Raw genomic sequence first — 17,167 nt, forward strand, 5'->3', positions numbered from 1 at the left:
CAAGTGGGACACCCTTCCCCAACGAAGGGCGATTATCTGGAAGGATAGCATCAATGGCTATACAACAACCGGCAACACGGCCGGCCCCTAAACCTGTCGCCGTTCCGGCGAATCCGCGTTTTTCTTCAGGCCCTTGCGCCAAACCACCGACATTTGATCTGAAAAAGCTGGCGGATGCACCGCTCGGCAGGTCGCACCGTGCATCTGAGGGCAAAGCGAAGCTGCTCAAGGCGATTGAGACGACCCGCGAAGTCCTCGGCGTGCCCGACGACTATCGCATCGGCATCGTCCCGGCGTCAGACACCGGCGCTTACGAAATGGCCATGTGGTCGCTTCTGGGGGAACGCCATGCCGAAATGGTTGCCTGGGAAAGCTTTGGCGCGGGCTGGGTCACGGATGTGGTCAAGCAACTCAAGATTGCCCACACGGTTCACACGGCAGACTATGGCGACATCGTGGATATGGCCGCGTTGAACTACGATCACGACGTTTGCTTTACGTGGAATGGAACGACCTCTGGCGTGCGCATGCCGTCGGGTGATGCGATTCCGGCGGACCGCGCCGGGCTGACCCTGTGCGATGCCACCTCGGCCGCATTCGCGATGGATTTGCCGTGGGACAAGCTCGATGTGACCACATTCAGCTGGCAAAAGGTGCTCGGAGGCGAGGCGGCACATGGCATGCTGATCCTGAGCCCGCGCGCTGTCGAGCGGTTGGAAAGCTATACACCGCCCTGGCCCTTGCCCAAGATTTTTCGCCTCACCAAAGGCGGCAAACTGATCGAAGGTATTTTTACCGGTGCCACGATCAATACGCCCTCCATGCTATGCGTCGAGGATTATCTGCAAGCCTTGGACTGGGCCAAGTCGGTCGGCGGTCTGCAAGGTCTGATCGCGCGGGCGGACGCCAATGCAGGCGCAATCGCTGACTTCGTCGCGGCCCATGACTGGATCGATTTTCTGGCCAAAGACCCGGCGACACGGTCGAACACTTCCGTTTGCCTGAGGTTTACCGACGCTCGTATCACGGATGGCGCAGCATTCGCGAAAGCCGTGGCAAAGCGTCTGGCGGATGAAAACGTGGCGCTTGATATCGGGGCCTATCGCGAAGCGCCTGCCGGGCTGCGTATCTGGTGCGGTGGCACGGTCGAGACCTCGGACATCACCGCAATGCTGCCTTGGCTCGCGTGGGCCTTCGAAGCCGAAATCAACGCGTAACGCGCGCAACACCATTCCAGACTTCAAAAAAGGACCAACAAGATGGCTCCCAAAGTACTTATTTCCGACAAACTGTCACCCGCCGCTGTTCAGATCTTCAAGGACCGGGGCATTGACGTGGATTTCCAACCGGATGTTGGAAAAGACAAGGACAAGCTGGCCGAGATCATCGGCGATTACGACGGCCTCGCCATCCGCTCTGCGACCAAGGCGACCGCGAAGATCATCGCCGCGGCAACCAACCTCAAGGTGATCGGGCGTGCCGGGATCGGCACCGACAACATCGACAAGGATGCAGCCTCCAAGAAAGGCATCATCGTGATGAACACGCCCTTCGGCAACATGATCACGACGGCCGAACACGCCATTGCGATGATGTTCGCGGTGGCGCGCCAGATTCCCGAGGCCTCCGCTTCGACCCACGCGGGCAAATGGGAAAAGTCGAAATTCATGGGCGTTGAATTGACGGGCAAGACACTTGGCGTGATCGGGGCCGGGAACATCGGTGGCATCGTCTGCGACCGCGCAAAGGGCCTCAAGATGAAGGTTGTCGCCTACGATCCGTTTCTGGGCGAGGAAAAAGCCAAGAAGATGGGCGTAGAAAAGGTTGAACTTGACGCGCTTTTGGCACGCGCGGATTTCATCACCCTGCATGTGCCATTCACCGACCAGACGGCGAATATCCTGAGCGCTGAAGCGATAGCGAAGATGAGACCCGGTGTGCGGATCATCAACTGCGCGCGCGGCGGTCTGGTGGATGAAGAGGCGCTGGCCGCAGCCCTCAAATCGGGCCATGTGGCAGGGGCCGCCTTTGACGTGTTCTCGCAGGAACCGGCGACGGAAAACCCGTTGTTCAATCTGCCCAATGTCGTCTGCACCCCGCATCTGGGCGCGGCGACCAGCGAGGCACAGGAAAACGTCGCCCTTCAGGTGGCCGAACAAATGTCCGACTATCTGCTGACCGGCGCGGTGAGCAACGCGCTCAACATGCCATCCGTCACCGCCGAAGAGGCCAAGGTGATGGGCCCTTGGCTCAAACTGTCCGGGCATCTGGGCGCGTTTATCGGTCAGATGACGGATGAGCCGATCAAGGCGATCAACATCCTCTATGACGGGTCCGTGGCCGAAATGAACCTCTCCGCGCTGAATTGCGGTGTGATTGCGGGCATCATGAAAAAGGCGAACCCGGATGTGAACATGGTGTCGGCCCCCGTCATCGCACAGGAACGCGGCATCACGATCTCGACCACGAACCAAAGCAAGTCCGGCGTATTTGATGGATACATCAAGGTGACGGTCGTTACCGACAAGCGCGAGCGTTCCATCGCAGGCACCGTGTTTTCGGACGGCAAGCCCCGGTTTATCCAGATCAAGGGCATTCAGATTGACGCCGAAGTCGGTGCGCATATGCTCTATACCACCAACGAGGACGTGCCGGGTATCATCGGCACGCTGGGCCAGACCATGGGCGAAAACGGCGTGAACATTGCGAACTTTACGCTGGGGCGTGCCGAAGCAAAGGGCGAAGCCATTGCGTTGCTCTATGTGGATGATCAGGTGCCGGCGCCGGTCATCAAAAAGCTGGAAAAAACGGGCATGTTCACGCAGGTGAAACCGCTGATTTTTGACGTCGCATAAATTGCGCGTTTCAGGGTGAGGCAGGGGCGCTTTGATGCCTTTGCCTTGCCCATTGGTTTGCGGGTCAAGCGGTCGTCCAGTCCAGCACAACCTTGCCTGACTTGCCCGATTTCATCGCTGCAAATCCGGCCTCATACTCGTCCGCGGCAAAGCGGTGGGTGATCACCTGCGACACATCCAGCCCATTTTGAAGCATGGCGATCATCTTGTACCATGTCTCGAAAATCTCGCGCCCGTAGACACCCTTGATGGTGATGGCTTTGAAAACGATCTGGCTCCAATCGACCGGGGACTTTCCGGGTGGAATACCGAGCATGGCAATCCGCCCGCCCATGGTCATGGCATCAACCATCTGATCCAGCGCCTGCTGGTTGCCCGACATCTCCAACCCCACGTCAAACCCCTGTTTCATGCCAAGGTCCGCGATGGTCTGTTTCAGATCGTCTTGCGCCACATTGACCGGCACCACGTCCGCCACCCGAGAGGCCAGCGCAAGCCGGTCGGCATTCACATCCGTAATCACGACATGGCGCGCGCCGGCATGACGGGCCACCGCGGCTGCCATGATCCCGATCGGGCCTGCGCCCGTGACCAGCACATCCTCGCCAATCAGATCGAAACTCAGGGCGGTATGCACAGCGTTGCCCAACGGGTCGAGGATCGCGCCGATGTCATCGGAAATATCATCCGGCAGCGGCACGACGTTAAACGCGGGCAACTTGAGGAATTGTGCAAAGGCACCCTGCTCATTCACGCCAATGCCCCGTGTCGCCGGATCGAGGTGGAACTTCCCCGCCCGACTTTGGCGCGAGGTCTTGCCGATCAGATGCCCCTCACCGGAGCATCGTTGTCCGATAGACAGGTCGGTCACATTGCGGCCGACTTCAACGATTTCACCGGCAAACTCATGCCCTGTGATCATGGGAACAGGAACGGTGCCCGCCGCCCATTCGTCCCAGTTCCAGATGTGAATGTCGGTGCCGCAGATCCCGGTCTTGTTGATCTTGATCAGCACGTCGTCGGGTCCGATTTCCGGGACCGGCGCTTGGGTCATCCAGATCCCTTCACGGGCATGCAGTTTCGCCAAGGCCTTCATTTCGTTGCTCATTTTATCACTCCAAGCCTGCGTCCAACCACGGCGAATGCCTCCAGCGCCTTGTCCAGATCATCTTTGCTCAACGCGGCATTCATCTGCGTTCTGATCCGGGCCTGCCCGCGCGGCACAACCGGATAGAAAAAACCCGAAACGAACACGCCCTCATCAAAAAGCTGCGCCGCCATATCCTGCGCCAATTGCGCTTCGCCCAGCATGATCGGAACAATCGGATGCGCGCCGGGCAAAAGATCGAAATTCAGCGCCTCAAGGCCGTTGCGCCAGTATGCCGTATTTTCAAACAACTGCGCGCGCAGATCATCCCCGGCCTCGACCAGATCAAGTGCTTTGAGACCCGCCGCAACAATTGATGGCGGCAAGGAATTGGAAAACAGGTAAGGCCGCGCGCGCTGCCTTAACAGATCAACAATCGGTTGCGGCCCGGCGATGTAACCCCCGATGGCCCCGCCCAATGCCTTGCCCAGCGTGCCGGTCAGGATGTCCGCCGACACACCGGCATGCGCCGGCGTGCCACGCCCCTGAGGACCCATGAACCCGGTCGCGTGACAATCGTCAACCATCAGCAGCGCGTCGTATTTATCGGCCAATGCCTTGATGTCGGACAGTTTTGCGAGATACCCGTCCATGCTGAACACACCATCCGTGGCGATCATGATAAAGCGGGCACCCTCATCGCGCGCCAACTGCAACTGGCCTTCCAGATCACGCATGTCGGAATTGGCGTAGCGATAGCGCCGCGCCTTGCACAGCCGGATACCGTCAATGATCGAGGCGTGGTTCAGCGCGTCGGATATGACGGCATCCTCCGGCCCCAGAAGCGGTTCGAACAGGCCACCATTCGCGTCAAAACAGGCCGCGAAAAGGATCGCATCATCCATCTGCAGGAATTGCGCCAACCGCGCTTCCAACTGGCGGTGCAGGTCCTGCGTGCCACAGATGAAGCGCACCGAGGCCATGCCGAACCCACGCGGTTCCATCGCGCACCTCGCGGCAGAAATCAGCTCAGGGTGATCTGCCAGCCCCAGGTAGTTGTTCGCGCAGAGATTGATGACCGATTTGGGCCCGACATCGATGTTCCCGGCCTGCGGCGAGGTGATCGCACGCTCTTTCTTCATCATGCCGTCGTTTGCAATCTGATCGAGCGTGGCACTGATATGCGTCAGATAGGCTTGTGTCATGGCTGAACTCTCCTTTGGGCCATGTCTACCATATCGGATGTGATTCCGAAATAGGGGAATAACACTATTACGGAATTAATCTGTTATTACGGATTTATGCGTTCTGAACCACCAAAAAGGCGCGTGCGGCACCGATTGCCCTGATCTGATGCGGCACGTCAGCGCTGTAGCGGGCGGTATCCCCAGCCTCCAGTCGGCTGGTGTTATCTGCACTGGTGACATCAACGACCCCTTCGATCACGGTCAGATGTTCACGCGCGCCACGGGTATGCGGCTGACTGTCAAGCACACCGTCCAGCGAGAAGACCAATTCATATACTTCGTGATTACCCGCCTCTTCGGGAGGCGACAAAATCCTGATACGCAGACCTTTGCCGAGGTTTTCGATGGTTGGAACATCAGCTGAGCGCAGTGTTTCGATCTTGGATTGCGTCGATGCAACGTCGAGTAATCCGGCAAAATCCACCTGCAGGGCCCGCGTCAGATTCCACAGGGTCGAAATGGTCGGGCTGCTTTCCCCGCGCTCGATCTGGCTGACCATGGACCTCGACACCCCGGACAGCTTGGCAACCGCATCCAGTGACAGGCCCTGCACCCGGCGCGCGTCTTTCAACCGTGCCGGCAACTGCCCGAGGATATCGTCTCTGTCGTCCGCCATATTGGATAATTCACTTGTATACAGGACGATGTCAACAAATGACGTAACATCAGCATAACTCCTTGCTGACAATCCGATGTGACACCCGCATAGTGGCCGCCACAAGCAAGCGGAGGGCATCATGACCAAAGAGATCGTAATTCTGGACGGCGCGCGCACGGCAATCGGCACGTTTGGTGGCGCATTGGCCGCAACGTCCCCCATTGATCTCGCCACCGTGGCCAGCAAGGCGGCATTGGAACGGTCAGGCGTCGAGGGGGCGCAGATCGGGCATGTTGCCTTTGGTCATGTCATCAACACCGAACCGAAGGACATGTACCTGAGCCGTGTGGCCGCGATGCAGGCGGGCGTGCCTGAAACGGTCCCGGCGATGAACGTCAATCGTCTGTGCGGCTCAGGGGCGCAGGCGATTGTCTCGGTCATTCAGTCTCTTATGCTGGGTGATGCGGATTTCGCCCTTGCGGGTGGCGCCGAGAACATGTCGCGTTCGCCCTTCATCATCCCGCAACAGCGTTGGGGTGCAAAAATGGGGGACGTCAAGACGCTGGATATGATGCTGGGCGCGCTGAATTGTCCGTTCGGAACGGGGCATATGGGCGTCACAGCTGAAAACGTCGCGGCAGAGCATGACATCACCCGTGCTCAACAGGACGCATTCGCCCTGCAAAGCCAGCAGCGGGCAGCAGATGCCATCGCGGCGGGGTATTTCAAATCGCAAATCACGCCCGTTGAGGTCCGGGTAAAACGGGACATGGTGGCCTTCGAGGTGGATGAGCACCCCAAGGCGACAACTCTTGAGGCCTTGTCGGGGCTGCGCGCCGTGTTCCAGAAAGACGGGTCTGTGACCGCAGGCAATGCCAGCGGCATCAATGATGGTGCTGCCGCGATTGTGTTGGCAACGGGTGACGCTGCGCAAAAGGCCGGATTGAAACCAAAGGCGCGCGTTCTGGGCTATGCGCATGCAGGCGTGCGCCCCGAAGTGATGGGCATCGGCCCGGTGCCCGCGGTTCAGAACCTGCTGGCGCGCACGGGCCTGTCGGTCGCGGATTTTGACGTTGTGGAAAGCAACGAGGCCTTTGCCGCGCAGGCGCTGGCCGTCAGTCAGGAACTGGGCCTGGGTGCTGCCAAGGTGAACCCGAACGGCGGCGCAATCGCGTTGGGTCATCCGGTTGGAGCGACAGGCGCGATCATCACCCTCAAGGCGATGTATGAATTGGAACGGATCGGCGGCAAACGGGCGTTGATTACCATGTGCATCGGCGGTGGTCAGGGCATCGCGCTCGCGATTGAGCGACTTTAACCGCCGCGCTCAAAAGAACATCAGATCAACCGCGATCAGGGTCAGGGACCCCGATACCCCGATCGTGACCCCGAGAATCAGCCCGCCCACAATCCACTTGCCCCAGCTATTTTCCCTGCGCACGGGCTGCGGATTGGACGTGCGGATCAGGGCGTTCTCGACCATCACGGGCAAGCGCGGGCCAAAGCGCGCCAGCACGCGGGCGGTTTTCGCCAGATCCTTGAGTGTCGCGCGCGGTCCGATGGATTGGGAGATGTAATTGCTCACCACCGGGCTTGCGACTTCCCAGATGTTGATCTGGGGATTCAGTGAGCGCGCAACACCTTCGACGACGACCATGGTCCGCTGGAGCAGGATCAGCTCAGTGCGGGTTTCCATGCCAAAGCGTTCTGTTACCTCAAAGAGGTAATTCAGCAAACGACCCATTGAGATTTTCGATGCGTCCATGCCAAAAATCGGCTCGCCCACTGCGCGCAGGGCGCGGGCAAATTCATCCACATCCTTGTCTGCCGGGACATAACCGGCCTCGAAATGCACTTCGGCGACACGCTTGTAATCCCTGCGGATGAACCCGAACAGGATTTCGGCGTAAACCCGGCGGGTGTATTCGTCGATATGGCCCATGATGCCGAAATCATAGGCGACGATATCACCATTGGGCGCGACCTTCAGGTTGCCCTGATGCATATCCCCGTGGAAATACCCGTCCCGCAGCGCGTGATTGAGGAACAGCTGCAAGACGCGATTGCCCAGTTCGACCCGGTTGTGTCCGGCGGCATCTATCGCGTCATTATCGCCCAAGGGAACGCCCGCCGCCCAGCCAAGTGTCATGACCCGTCGCGCGGACAGATCCCATTTGATTTCGGGCAGCTGGAAACCTTCGTCGTCTTTGGTGGTCGCGGCAAATTCCGACGCGGCAGAGGATTCCAGCCGGAGGTCCAGTTCCCCCTGCACGACCCCGTCAAAATGTTCGATCACGTCCATCGGGCGCAAGCGTCGCGCACCGGGAGCAAAAAGTTCAACCATGCGCGCCGCCAGATAAAAGGCATCGACGTCCTTGTTGAACGCCCGCTCAATGCCCGGGCGCAGGACCTTGACCGCCACATCTTCGCCCGTGCTGGCGATCCTTGCGCGGTGGACCTGCGCAATCGACGCCGCAGCGACCGGTTCACTGAATTCTGAAAATACCTGATCCACCGGAACGCCCAGTTCCTTTGACACTTCAGCCTTGGCCACTGCGACGGAAAAAGGCGGCAGCTTGTCCTGCAAGACACGCAGTTGCACGGCAAGTTCATCGCCCACAACGTCCGGGCGGGTCGACAGGATTTGCCCGAACTTGATGTATGCCGGGCCAAGGGCCGTCAGCGCACGTGTGGCCGGGGGCATGGACGGATCACCGTAGTAACCCAAAAACTTGAACGGTATACCCAAGGCGCGGGCGACAAAACGCACGGCCCGCGGCGCTTCAAAGGCGTCGAGGACAACCTTCATCGCGCCGGTGCGTTCCAGCGTGGCGCCTGTCCGGATCAGTCGCCAGATGTTGTGAGGTCCGCGCATTCAGAGTTTCCAGCCAGAGTGCAGACAGGCGATGCCCATGCTCAGGTTGCGGAATTTCGCATTCTCAAACCCGGCATCGCGCACCATTTTCAAGAACGTGTCCTGATCCGGGAATTTGCGGATCGATTCAACCAGATACTGATAGCTGTCGCGATCCCCCGCGATGGCCTGCCCCATGCGCGGGATCACGTTGAAACTGTAAAGATCATAGGCTTTCTGCATCGCGGGATTGGGCAGTTGACTGAATTCCAGCACCATCAGACGCCCGCCCGGGCGCAATACGCGAAAGGCTTCGTTCAGAGCCTCCTGCGGACGCGTGACGTTTCGAATGCCAAAGGAGATCGTGTAAACGTCAAAAGTGTTGTCCGCAAAGGGCAGCGCCATGGCATCGCCCGTGACCCAATCAAGTTGGTCAGCCATGGCGGCGGCTTCGGCGCGTTTACGCCCCTCAACCAGCATGGATTCGGTCAGATCCAGCACGGTGGCGTGGCCATAACCGGCGCGCTTGAGAAAACGGAACGAAATGTCACCCGTTCCCCCCGCCACATCCAGCAGCTTTTGGCCCGCGCGCGGCGCCAGCCAATCCATCATCGCTTCTTTCCACAAACGATGAATGCCGACGGACATGACGTCATTCATGATGTCATACTTGCTGGCCACCGAGGAAAAGACGCCCTGCACGCGCCCGGCCTTTTCGCCCTCAGGCACGGTTTCAAATCCAAAATGGGTGGTTTTGTTGCTGTCGTCGGTCATCGGCACTTGTGGTCCTTGGCTTTCGAGCTTTGTTATAGAGCGCGAAGGGCTGGGCACAATGCGTCCCTTTCGTCACAGCGGTCCGAATGCGTAGGACGCCCGAAGAAACTTGGCAAGAACGGGGAAGGGGAAGTTGCAAAAATGTGCCTTGAAGTCACTGCCGCGCCTGATCCCGCTGCAAAGCCTGCCCCCGCCATCACAAGAAAGCTGACCGAACATGCCTGAACTCCCCGAAGTCGAGACCGTGCGCCGTGGCCTGACCCCGGCGATGGAGGGCGTCGTGATCGCCCGGGCGGATGTGAATCGCCCTGATCTGCGCTGGCCCTTTCCTGCCGATATGGCGGCGCGGCTGACGGGCAAACGGGTGGAGAGGCTGCGGCGACGGTCGAAATACATTCTCATGGACCTCGATAGCGGGGAAACCCTGCTGGTTCACCTTGGGATGTCGGGCCGTATGCTGGTATCGGGGGATCCGCTCGGGCAGTTTGTCCACAGCCATCCGGCGCCGGAAAAACACGACCATGTGGTGTTCCATATGGCCAATAACGCGCGCATCACCTTTAACGACCCGCGCCGTTTTGGCGCGATGGACCTGATGGAGACAGCCAGTGCAGATACGCATAAGCTGCTGTCGGTGCTCGGGCCGGAACCGCTGGGCAATGACTTTCATGAATCACATCTGATTGAGGCGTTCAAAAACAGGAATTCGCCGGTGAAATCCGTCCTGCTGGATCAGCGGATCGTATCCGGTCTGGGCAATATCTATGTGTGCGAGGCGCTTTTTCGCGCAAAAATTCACCCCATACGCAAAGCGGGCAAGATTTCTGGCGCACGCGTCGCCACGCTTGTGCCAATTATCCGCGAGGTCCTCGCAGAGGCCATCGAGGCAGGGGGGTCTTCCTTGCGTGATTTCAAGCAAGCCGATGGCGAGCTTGGATATTTTCAGCACAGCTTTGATGTCTACGGACGGGAGGGCGCGCCCTGCAAGGGGGAGGGTTGCACGGGACAAATCAAGCGAATCGTGCAGTCAGGACGCTCATCTTTCTATTGCGCGCAATGCCAAAGATAGCTTGAACCAGCCCAATGGAGTGGTAGAGACTGCGCATTCAGGTCAACAACAAAGAGCTTTCTTCATGGCTTATGAAACGATCATCGTAGACGTAGAAGACCACGTCGCACAGATCACACTGAACCGTCCCGATGCGCTCAATGCGCTGAATGATGAGTTGATGAGCGAATTGGCAAATGCGCTCACAGCTGCACAGAATAACGACAAGGTCCGCTGCATAATCCTGACCGGATCAGAAAAAGCCTTCGCGGCGGGCGCTGATATCTCGATGATGAAGGACAAGAGCTTTGTCGAAGTGTTCTCGGGTGATTTGTTCACCGCAGAGACAGAAGAGATCATGCGCGTGCGCAAGCCGATCATTGCCGCTGTTTCAGGCTATGCTTTGGGTGGTGGGTGCGAATTGGCGATGATGTGTGATTTCATCATTTGTTCAGAGACGGCCAAGTTCGGACAACCCGAGATCAACCTCGGCGTGGTGGCTGGCCTTGGCGGCACGCAGCGGCTGACCCGTCTGGTGGGCAAGTCAAAAGCGATGGATATGAATCTGACCGGTCGCTTCATGGACGCCGAAGAGGCAGAGCGTTCCGGATTGGTAAGCCGCGTCGTGCCCTGCAAGAAACTGATGGATGAAGCACATGGCGCGGCACAGCGCATCGCGGAAAAATCCATGGTGTCGGTCATGGTCGTCAAGGAAGCCGTGAACCGGGCCTATGAAACGACCCTGCGCGAAGGTCTGCTGTTTGAGCGGCGCATGTTCCACTCGCTGTTTGCGACCGAGGATCAGAAAGAGGGCATGTCCGCCTTTGTCGAAAAGCGCGAAGCACAGTTCCGCGACCGCTGATTACAGAAATAGCGAAGGACACAGCACGATGGCTCACCCTATCAAACATGCGATGGCTGCGACCTTGCTGGCTCTGGGCGGGGCTGCGCAGGCGGAAATGCTGCCGGGCTCCGAATGGGAACCAACCAAAATGCAGGCACAGCCGTTTGAAAGCGCGCGTGACGTCTTCATCCGGTTCGAACAGGATGGACGCTATTTTGGCAACGGCGGGTGCAACTCCATACGGGGCCGGTTCGTCACGAATGGTGATGCGATTCTGCTCGGTCCTGCTGCAGCGACGATGATGGCCTGCCCGGAAGAGATCATGCAGCAGGAATTCGGGTTTTTGCAGACACTGGACAGTGTCCGACAATTCGACCGCTCGGGCACTGAACTGACGTTGTCGGATGCGGCGGCGCGCGTGGTCATGCGGTTGCGCCAGCGCGACTGGGACTGAACAGCGTCTATTTTCGGCTTTGCAAACCCGGTCAAACCGCCTATAGCACGCGGCAGACATGCGCGTGCAGCCCGCTCAGGCTAGAATCACCAGTGGACAGACCGTTCACGTCTGGGCTTGCCGTCGCGCGATATGAATTGAGACAACAAACCCAGGAAAGGTTTTTCACGCATGGCAAATTCGCCCCAAGCCAAGAAGCGCGCCCGTCAGAACGAAGCACGTTTTCAGATCAACAAAGCACGCCGTTCGCGCATCCGCACATTCCTGCGCAGAGTAGAAGAGGCGATTGCCTCCGGTGATAAAGAGGCAGCAACGGCGGCTTTACGCGCAGCGCAGCCTGAACTCATGCGCGGTGTAACAAAAGGTGTGTTTCACAAGAACACGGCCGCACGGAAGATGTCCCGTCTTGCTGCACGGGTTAAGGTCCTCGGTTAACTTTCTGTTAACTATGGTTAATAAAAACGTCGCTCAGCGGCGTTTTTTTTATGCCGATTAATGGCATTTTTGCGACCTTAGGGATTCTTTTACCCAATACCCTGAGTCAACAATGAAGTTCTGTTGCCCGACCACTTTGGAAGTTGCTAACACAGTACAGCGATTCACGTCGCATGGGGGGACAGGCCTCGCTTTTCGTCGTTTGCACCGACATCATGAACAGCGAGAACTGGATAAGATAGCACCAAGCTATCTTCAGTCTGCAAGTACTGCCACGGCAGCGATTTGCCCTGTCTGAATTGAGTACGGTTGGGGTCACCTGATCCGATCTGAGCGTGGGCTGTCGGGCCCAAGACGGGTTGGGGATTCTCTGTAAATTGTCCGAAGGGCGACGCCTTTTCCTTGTGGGAAGGGCTTGGCGGAGCCTTGGGCGATGAGTGGTGTGTGGGGACCGGTCTTTCGGTGAAAGGCTGTGGCATAGAAAAGCTTAAGGAACGCAGGTCGAAGATGACGAAAGAACAATGGGGTCAGTTACAGCAGAGACTGCTCAAAACGGTTGGTCAGAACAATTACAAAAACTGGATCGAACCGATTGAGTTCGGCAGCACACAGGATGGTGTGGCAACTTTTGAGGTGCCAACAAATTTTCTGGGCAATTATGTCAGCCAGAATTTCGCGGATCTGATTTTGCATGAGGTCCGGCAGGAGGATCCGGCGGTGCGTCGGTTGCGCTTTGCGGTGCCGTCGCATGTGAATGCCACCACGAAACCCGCGCGTCCGGCACAGGCGACCGCCCCGCGCGCGCCGGCTGAGAAAACACCGCGCAGCACGCTGAGCACGGCGCCACTGGATGCGCGGTTCACCTTTGACAACTTCATTGTCGGCAAACCGAATGAACTGGCCCACGCCGCCGCCAAGCGCGTTGCCGAAGGCGGCCCCGTCACCTTTAATCCGTTGTTCCTCTACGGCGGTGTGGGCTTGGGTAAAACGCACCTGATGCACGCCATTGCGCATGAATTGCGCCTGCGCCGGCCGGAAATGAATGTGCTCTACCTGTCGGCAGAACAATTCATGTACCGCTTCGTTCAGGCCCTGCGCGACCGCAAGATGATGGATTTCAAGGAAATCTTTCGATCCGTTGACGTGCTGATGGTCGATGATGTGCAATTCATCGCGGGCAAAGGCAGCACGCAGGAAGAGTTCTTTCACACTTTCAACGCGCTTGTGGATCAGAACAAGCAGATCATCATTTCGGGCGATCGCGCACCGGGTGAAATCAAGGACATGGAAGAGCGTGTCAAATCGCGCCTGCAATGTGGGCTTGTGGTCGATCTGCACCCGACCGATTACGAATTGCGGCTTGGCATTTTGCAAAGCAAGGTGGAACAGCAACGCAAGAACTACCCCGGCCTTGATATTTCGGACGGGGTTCTGGAATTCCTTGCGCATCGGATTTCGACCAATGTGCGGGTGCTTGAGGGCGCGCTGACACGCCTGTGTGCCTTTGCGTCCCTGGTGGGGCGCGAGATCGACATGGAACTGACGCAGGATTGTCTGTCTGACGTGTTGCGCGCCTCCGAGCGCAAGATCACCGTCGAGGAAATTCAGCGCAAGGTCTCGGATCACTACAACATCCGCCTGTCGGACATGATCGGACCCAAGCGGTTGCGCTCATATGCGCGGCCCCGGCAGGTTGCCATGTATCTGAGCAAAAAGATGACGTCGCGCTCCCTGCCTGAAATCGGCCGCCGCTTTGGCGGGCGCGATCACACGACGGTCATGCATGGTGTAAAACGCATCGAAGAGCTCAAGATTCAGGACGGGCAGATCGCCGAAGACCTCGAATTGCTGCGCCGCGCGCTGGAAGAGTGACAAAAAGAGGTCTGCGCGCCCTCATCTGGCCTGCAGACCTTGACGCCCTGCCGTTATCCTACGACAAATCCACAAAACGCTTGTGAAGTCGGCCAAACAGGGTAATTTGCCTGTCCCGACTGTGGATTAGGAAGTGGCACAATGAAAATCAGCATCGAACGCGCGGCCCTGCTCAAAGCGGTGTCTCAGGCACAGTCGGTTGTGGAACGTCGCAACACCATCCCGATCCTTGCCAATGTGTTGATCGAAGCTGAAGGCAGCGATGTGACCTTTCGCGCCACCGACCTTGATATCGAAGTTGTCGACAAGGCCCCCGCGCAGGTGGAACGCGCCGGGGCGACGACTGTTTCTGCCACTACCCTGCATGAGATCGTGCGCAAACTGCCCGACGGCGCGCTTGTGACCCTGACCGCGGATAGTGCCATCGGCCGCCTGACGGTTGAGGCCGGTCGGTCAAACTTTTCGCTGGCAACCCTGCCCAAGGAAGACTTCCCGGTGATGGCGACGTCCGAGTATCAGTCGAATTTTTCTGTCAAGGCACCCGTGCTGCGACGTCTTTTCGACAAGTCGAAATTCGCGATCTCGACCGAAGAGACGCGGTATTATCTGAATGGCGTCTACATGCATGTGGCGGATGCCGACGGCGGGCACGTATTGCGCTGCGTGGCGACGGATGGGCACAGGCTTGCGCGCATTGACGCGGACCTGCCCGAGGCCGCAAACGATATGCCCGGCGTGATCGTGCCGCGCAAAACGGTTGGAGAGCTGCGCAAACTGCTCGACAATGACGAGATGACAATCGCGGTTTCCGTGTCGGAAACCAAGGTGCGCTTTGCCACGCCCGATATCACCCTGACGTCCAAGGTGATTGATGGCACCTTCCCCGATTACACGCGGGTCATTCCGCAAGGCAACACGCGCAAGCTGGAAGTGGATGCGGCGGATTTTGCCCGTGCGGTGGACCGGGTGGCAACCGTCAGCTCTGAACGCTCGCGCGCGGTCAAGCTGCAACTGGACGAAGACCGGTTGGTTCTGTCCGTCAACGCACCGGACAGCGGTGCCGCCGAAGAGGAATTGGCCGTGGCCTATGGCGATGAGCGGCTGGAAATCGGGTTCAACGCGAAATACCTGCTGGAGATCGCCAGTCAGGTGGATCGTGAAAACGCCGTCTTTCTGTTCAATTCATCGGGCGATCCGACTCTGATGCGTGAAGGCAATGACCTGTCTGCCGTGTATGTCGTCATGCCGATGCGCGTCTGATGCCTTGCTCTTGTTGCCCTTGGCCGGGATAGCCACGAACGAGCTGGGGGGCATTTCATGGCCCTGCATCTGACCGATCTCATGGTCTCGCACTTCAGGTCCCACCGCGTGGCACGTTTTGCGCTGGACCAGCGGCCCGTTGCCCTGTTCGGGCCGAACGGTGCGGGCAAGACGAACATCCTCGAAGCGGTTTCTCTTCTGTCCCCCGGCAGAGGTCTGCGTCGTGCCAGCGCGCAGGACATGACCCGGCGGCCAGAGGCTCTGGGCTGGAAGATCACGGCACAGGTAATGTCGCTGGGCCAGCATCAGGAGGTTGAGACATGGTCGCAGGAAGGGGCCGCCCGTCAGGTCAGGATCAACGGCAAGACCGCTGCACAGACCGCGCTGGGGCGCGTATCGCGGGTTCTGTGGCTGATCCCCTCCATGGACCGTTTGTGGATCGAAGGGGCGGAGGGGCGCAGGCGCTTTCTGGACCGCATGACGCTGAGTTTCGAGCCGGGCCATGCAGATGCCACGCTGGCTTATGAAAAGGCAATGCGCGAGCGCAACCGTTTGCTCAAGAATATGGTTCGGGAGCCGTCGTGGTACCAGGCGCTTGAGTTGCAAATGGCACAGGCAGGCGTGGTGGTTGACCAGAACCGGCGGATGGCCCTGCGCCAACTGGCAGCAGCGCAATCAGATGCGACCACCGCCTTTCCTGCGGCTGAACTTGAGTTGATCCACAATGATGCGCCCCTGCCCGATGGGGAAACCGCCCTGCGCGATGCTTTTGCAGACAGCCGCAGCCGGGACCTCGCGGCGGGTCGCACACTAGTCGGGCCCCATCGCGCGGATCTGATCGGCACCTATCGCGCCAAGGGCGTTGCGGCCAGGGATTGCTCGACAGGCGAACAGAAAGCCTTGCTGGTCTCTCTGATCCTCGCCAATGCCCGCGCGCTGGCACAGGACTCCGGTGCCGCACCACTGCTTTTGCTAGATGAGGTGGCGGCGCATCTGGATGCGGACAGGCGTGCCGCATTGTACGATGAAATCACGGCACTCGGCGCGCAGGCCTGGATGACGGGCACGGAAAAGAGCCTGTTTGATACGCTGGGCGACGGCGCGCAGTATTTCGAAATCACCGAAACGGACGGTGCATCAACGGTGCAGGACGGATGACAATCTCCACCGCCGACCTGTTGCTTTACGCGGGTGCATTGATCATCTTGTTTCTGACACCGGGGCCGGTCTGGCTGGCACTGATGGCGCGTGCGCTGTCGGGTGGGTTTGCGGCTGCCTGGCCACTGGCGTTCGGTGTGGCCGTGGGTGACATCCTTTGGCCCTTGGTTGCGGTGCTGGGGATATCGTGGATCGTCTCTGTGTTTGATGTCTTCATGCTCGTGCTGCGCTGGGTGGCTTGCGGCGTGTTCATCGTGATGGGCATCGCGCTGATCCGGCATGCGCGGCACTCCATCAGTGCTGACAGCCGGTTGACCAGACCCGGCGTTTCGGCAGGCTTTGCCGCGGGGGTCATTGCGATCCTCGGCAATCCCAAGGCGGTCTTGTTCTATATGGGCGTGCTGCCCGGGTTTTTTGATCTGCGCGATGTAACGGGTGTTGATGTCACCGTGATCATCGCGGCTTCCGTGTGTATTCCGCTGATCGGCAATCTGATGATAGCGGCCTGCGTCGGGCGCATCCGCAGCGTTATCACGCGGCCCCAGACGCTGGCACGGATCAATGTCATCTCTGGCTGCTCGCTTATTCTGGTTGGTGTGTTGATCCCTGTATTATAACACAAAATATTGTGTCGGCGGCGTGACAACCGGAGAGAAAAACCGTATAACTCGGTCAAAATAC

Annotated in this window: 16 protein-coding genes; 11 read left to right on the forward strand and 5 right to left on the reverse strand. The window is 58.7% G+C overall.

The window, feature by feature from the left end:
* The first annotated feature begins 53 nt into the window (after positions 1 to 53).
* Complete coding sequence (locus tag RD1_RS00900) at positions 54 to 1,217, forward strand: phosphoserine transaminase (RefSeq protein ID WP_011566547.1); 1,164 nt, start codon at positions 54 to 56, stop codon at positions 1,215 to 1,217.
* 42 nt (positions 1,218 to 1,259) lie between these two features.
* A complete protein-coding gene (gene serA, locus RD1_RS00905; protein WP_011566548.1) occupies positions 1,260 to 2,855 on the forward strand; it encodes a phosphoglycerate dehydrogenase in 1,596 nt (531 codons plus the stop codon).
* A 64-nt stretch (positions 2,856 to 2,919) separates the two neighbouring features.
* Here the strand turns inward: serA and tdh are convergent, their stop codons facing one another.
* From tdh to RD1_RS00920, 3 genes are all read right to left on the reverse strand, one after another.
* On the reverse strand, positions 2,920 to 3,963 hold the full coding sequence (tdh, locus tag RD1_RS00910; protein ID WP_044032859.1) for an L-threonine 3-dehydrogenase: 1,044 nt from the start codon (positions 3,961 to 3,963) through the stop codon (positions 2,920 to 2,922).
* Positions 3,960 to 5,147, reverse strand: coding sequence for a glycine C-acetyltransferase (locus tag RD1_RS00915; protein WP_011566550.1), 1,188 nt, complete (start codon positions 5,145 to 5,147; stop codon positions 3,960 to 3,962). Before RD1_RS00915 ends, tdh begins: the two co-directional genes overlap by 4 nt.
* A 94-nt stretch (positions 5,148 to 5,241) precedes the next feature.
* Positions 5,242 to 5,805 carry a helix-turn-helix domain-containing protein gene (locus tag RD1_RS00920; protein ID WP_011566551.1) on the reverse strand — a complete coding sequence of 188 codons (564 nt, stop codon included), beginning with the start codon at positions 5,803 to 5,805 and terminating at the stop codon, positions 5,242 to 5,244.
* A gap of 121 nt (positions 5,806 to 5,926) precedes the next feature.
* Between RD1_RS00920 and RD1_RS00925 the strand changes: the two genes are divergently transcribed.
* Positions 5,927 to 7,105, forward strand: a complete 1,179-nt coding sequence (locus RD1_RS00925) for an acetyl-CoA C-acyltransferase family protein (protein ID WP_011566552.1) — start codon at positions 5,927 to 5,929, stop codon at positions 7,103 to 7,105.
* 9 nt (positions 7,106 to 7,114) lie between these two features.
* Here RD1_RS00925 and ubiB read toward each other — a convergent pair whose 3' ends face one another.
* Together ubiB and ubiE are read right to left on the reverse strand one after the other, a co-directional pair.
* On the reverse strand, positions 7,115 to 8,662 hold the full coding sequence (ubiB, locus tag RD1_RS00930; protein ID WP_011566553.1) for a 2-polyprenylphenol 6-hydroxylase: 1,548 nt from the start codon (positions 8,660 to 8,662) through the stop codon (positions 7,115 to 7,117).
* The gene (gene ubiE, locus RD1_RS00935; RefSeq protein ID WP_011566554.1) at positions 8,663 to 9,415 is read right to left on the reverse strand and encodes a bifunctional demethylmenaquinone methyltransferase/2-methoxy-6-polyprenyl-1,4-benzoquinol methylase UbiE; all 753 of its coding nucleotides are present in this window, start codon (positions 9,413 to 9,415) and stop codon (positions 8,663 to 8,665) included.
* 217 nt (positions 9,416 to 9,632) lie between these two features.
* On the opposite strand from ubiE, the gene mutM reads away from it, so the two are divergent.
* The 8 genes from mutM (at position 9,633) to RD1_RS00975 (ending at position 17,103) form a co-directional block, all read left to right on the forward strand.
* Positions 9,633 to 10,484, forward strand: a complete 852-nt coding sequence (gene mutM / locus RD1_RS00940) for a bifunctional DNA-formamidopyrimidine glycosylase/DNA-(apurinic or apyrimidinic site) lyase (protein WP_011566555.1) — start codon at positions 9,633 to 9,635, stop codon at positions 10,482 to 10,484.
* A 64-nt stretch (positions 10,485 to 10,548) separates the two neighbouring features.
* The gene (locus tag RD1_RS00945; protein WP_011566556.1) at positions 10,549 to 11,325 is read left to right on the forward strand and encodes an enoyl-CoA hydratase; all 777 of its coding nucleotides are present in this window, start codon (positions 10,549 to 10,551) and stop codon (positions 11,323 to 11,325) included.
* Between the two features lie 28 nt (positions 11,326 to 11,353).
* Entirely contained in the window at positions 11,354 to 11,761 is a 408-nt protein-coding gene (locus tag RD1_RS00950) for an META domain-containing protein (protein ID WP_011566557.1), read from the forward strand.
* Between the two features lie 171 nt (positions 11,762 to 11,932).
* Positions 11,933 to 12,196 (forward strand): 30S ribosomal protein S20, encoded by a 264-nt coding sequence (gene rpsT, locus RD1_RS00955; protein ID WP_011566558.1) that lies wholly within the window; start codon positions 11,933 to 11,935, stop codon positions 12,194 to 12,196.
* Between the two features lie 507 nt (positions 12,197 to 12,703).
* The gene (dnaA, locus tag RD1_RS00960) at positions 12,704 to 14,068 is read left to right on the forward strand and encodes a chromosomal replication initiator protein DnaA (protein WP_011566559.1); all 1,365 of its coding nucleotides are present in this window, start codon (positions 12,704 to 12,706) and stop codon (positions 14,066 to 14,068) included.
* Positions 14,069 to 14,209: 141 nt separating this feature from the next.
* Positions 14,210 to 15,328 (forward strand): DNA polymerase III subunit beta, encoded by a 1,119-nt coding sequence (gene dnaN, locus RD1_RS00965; protein ID WP_011566560.1) that lies wholly within the window; start codon positions 14,210 to 14,212, stop codon positions 15,326 to 15,328.
* Between the two features lie 57 nt (positions 15,329 to 15,385).
* Entirely contained in the window at positions 15,386 to 16,486 is a 1,101-nt protein-coding gene (gene recF, locus RD1_RS00970) for a DNA replication/repair protein RecF (protein WP_011566561.1), read from the forward strand.
* Positions 16,483 to 17,103, forward strand: coding sequence for a LysE family translocator (locus RD1_RS00975; protein ID WP_011566562.1), 621 nt, complete (start codon positions 16,483 to 16,485; stop codon positions 17,101 to 17,103). Before recF ends, RD1_RS00975 begins: the two co-directional genes overlap by 4 nt.
* Positions 17,104 to 17,167 lie beyond the last annotated feature (64 nt).

It is taken from the genome of Roseobacter denitrificans OCh 114, assembly GCF_000014045.1.
Lineage (GTDB): Bacteria > Pseudomonadota > Alphaproteobacteria > Rhodobacterales > Rhodobacteraceae > Roseobacter > Roseobacter denitrificans.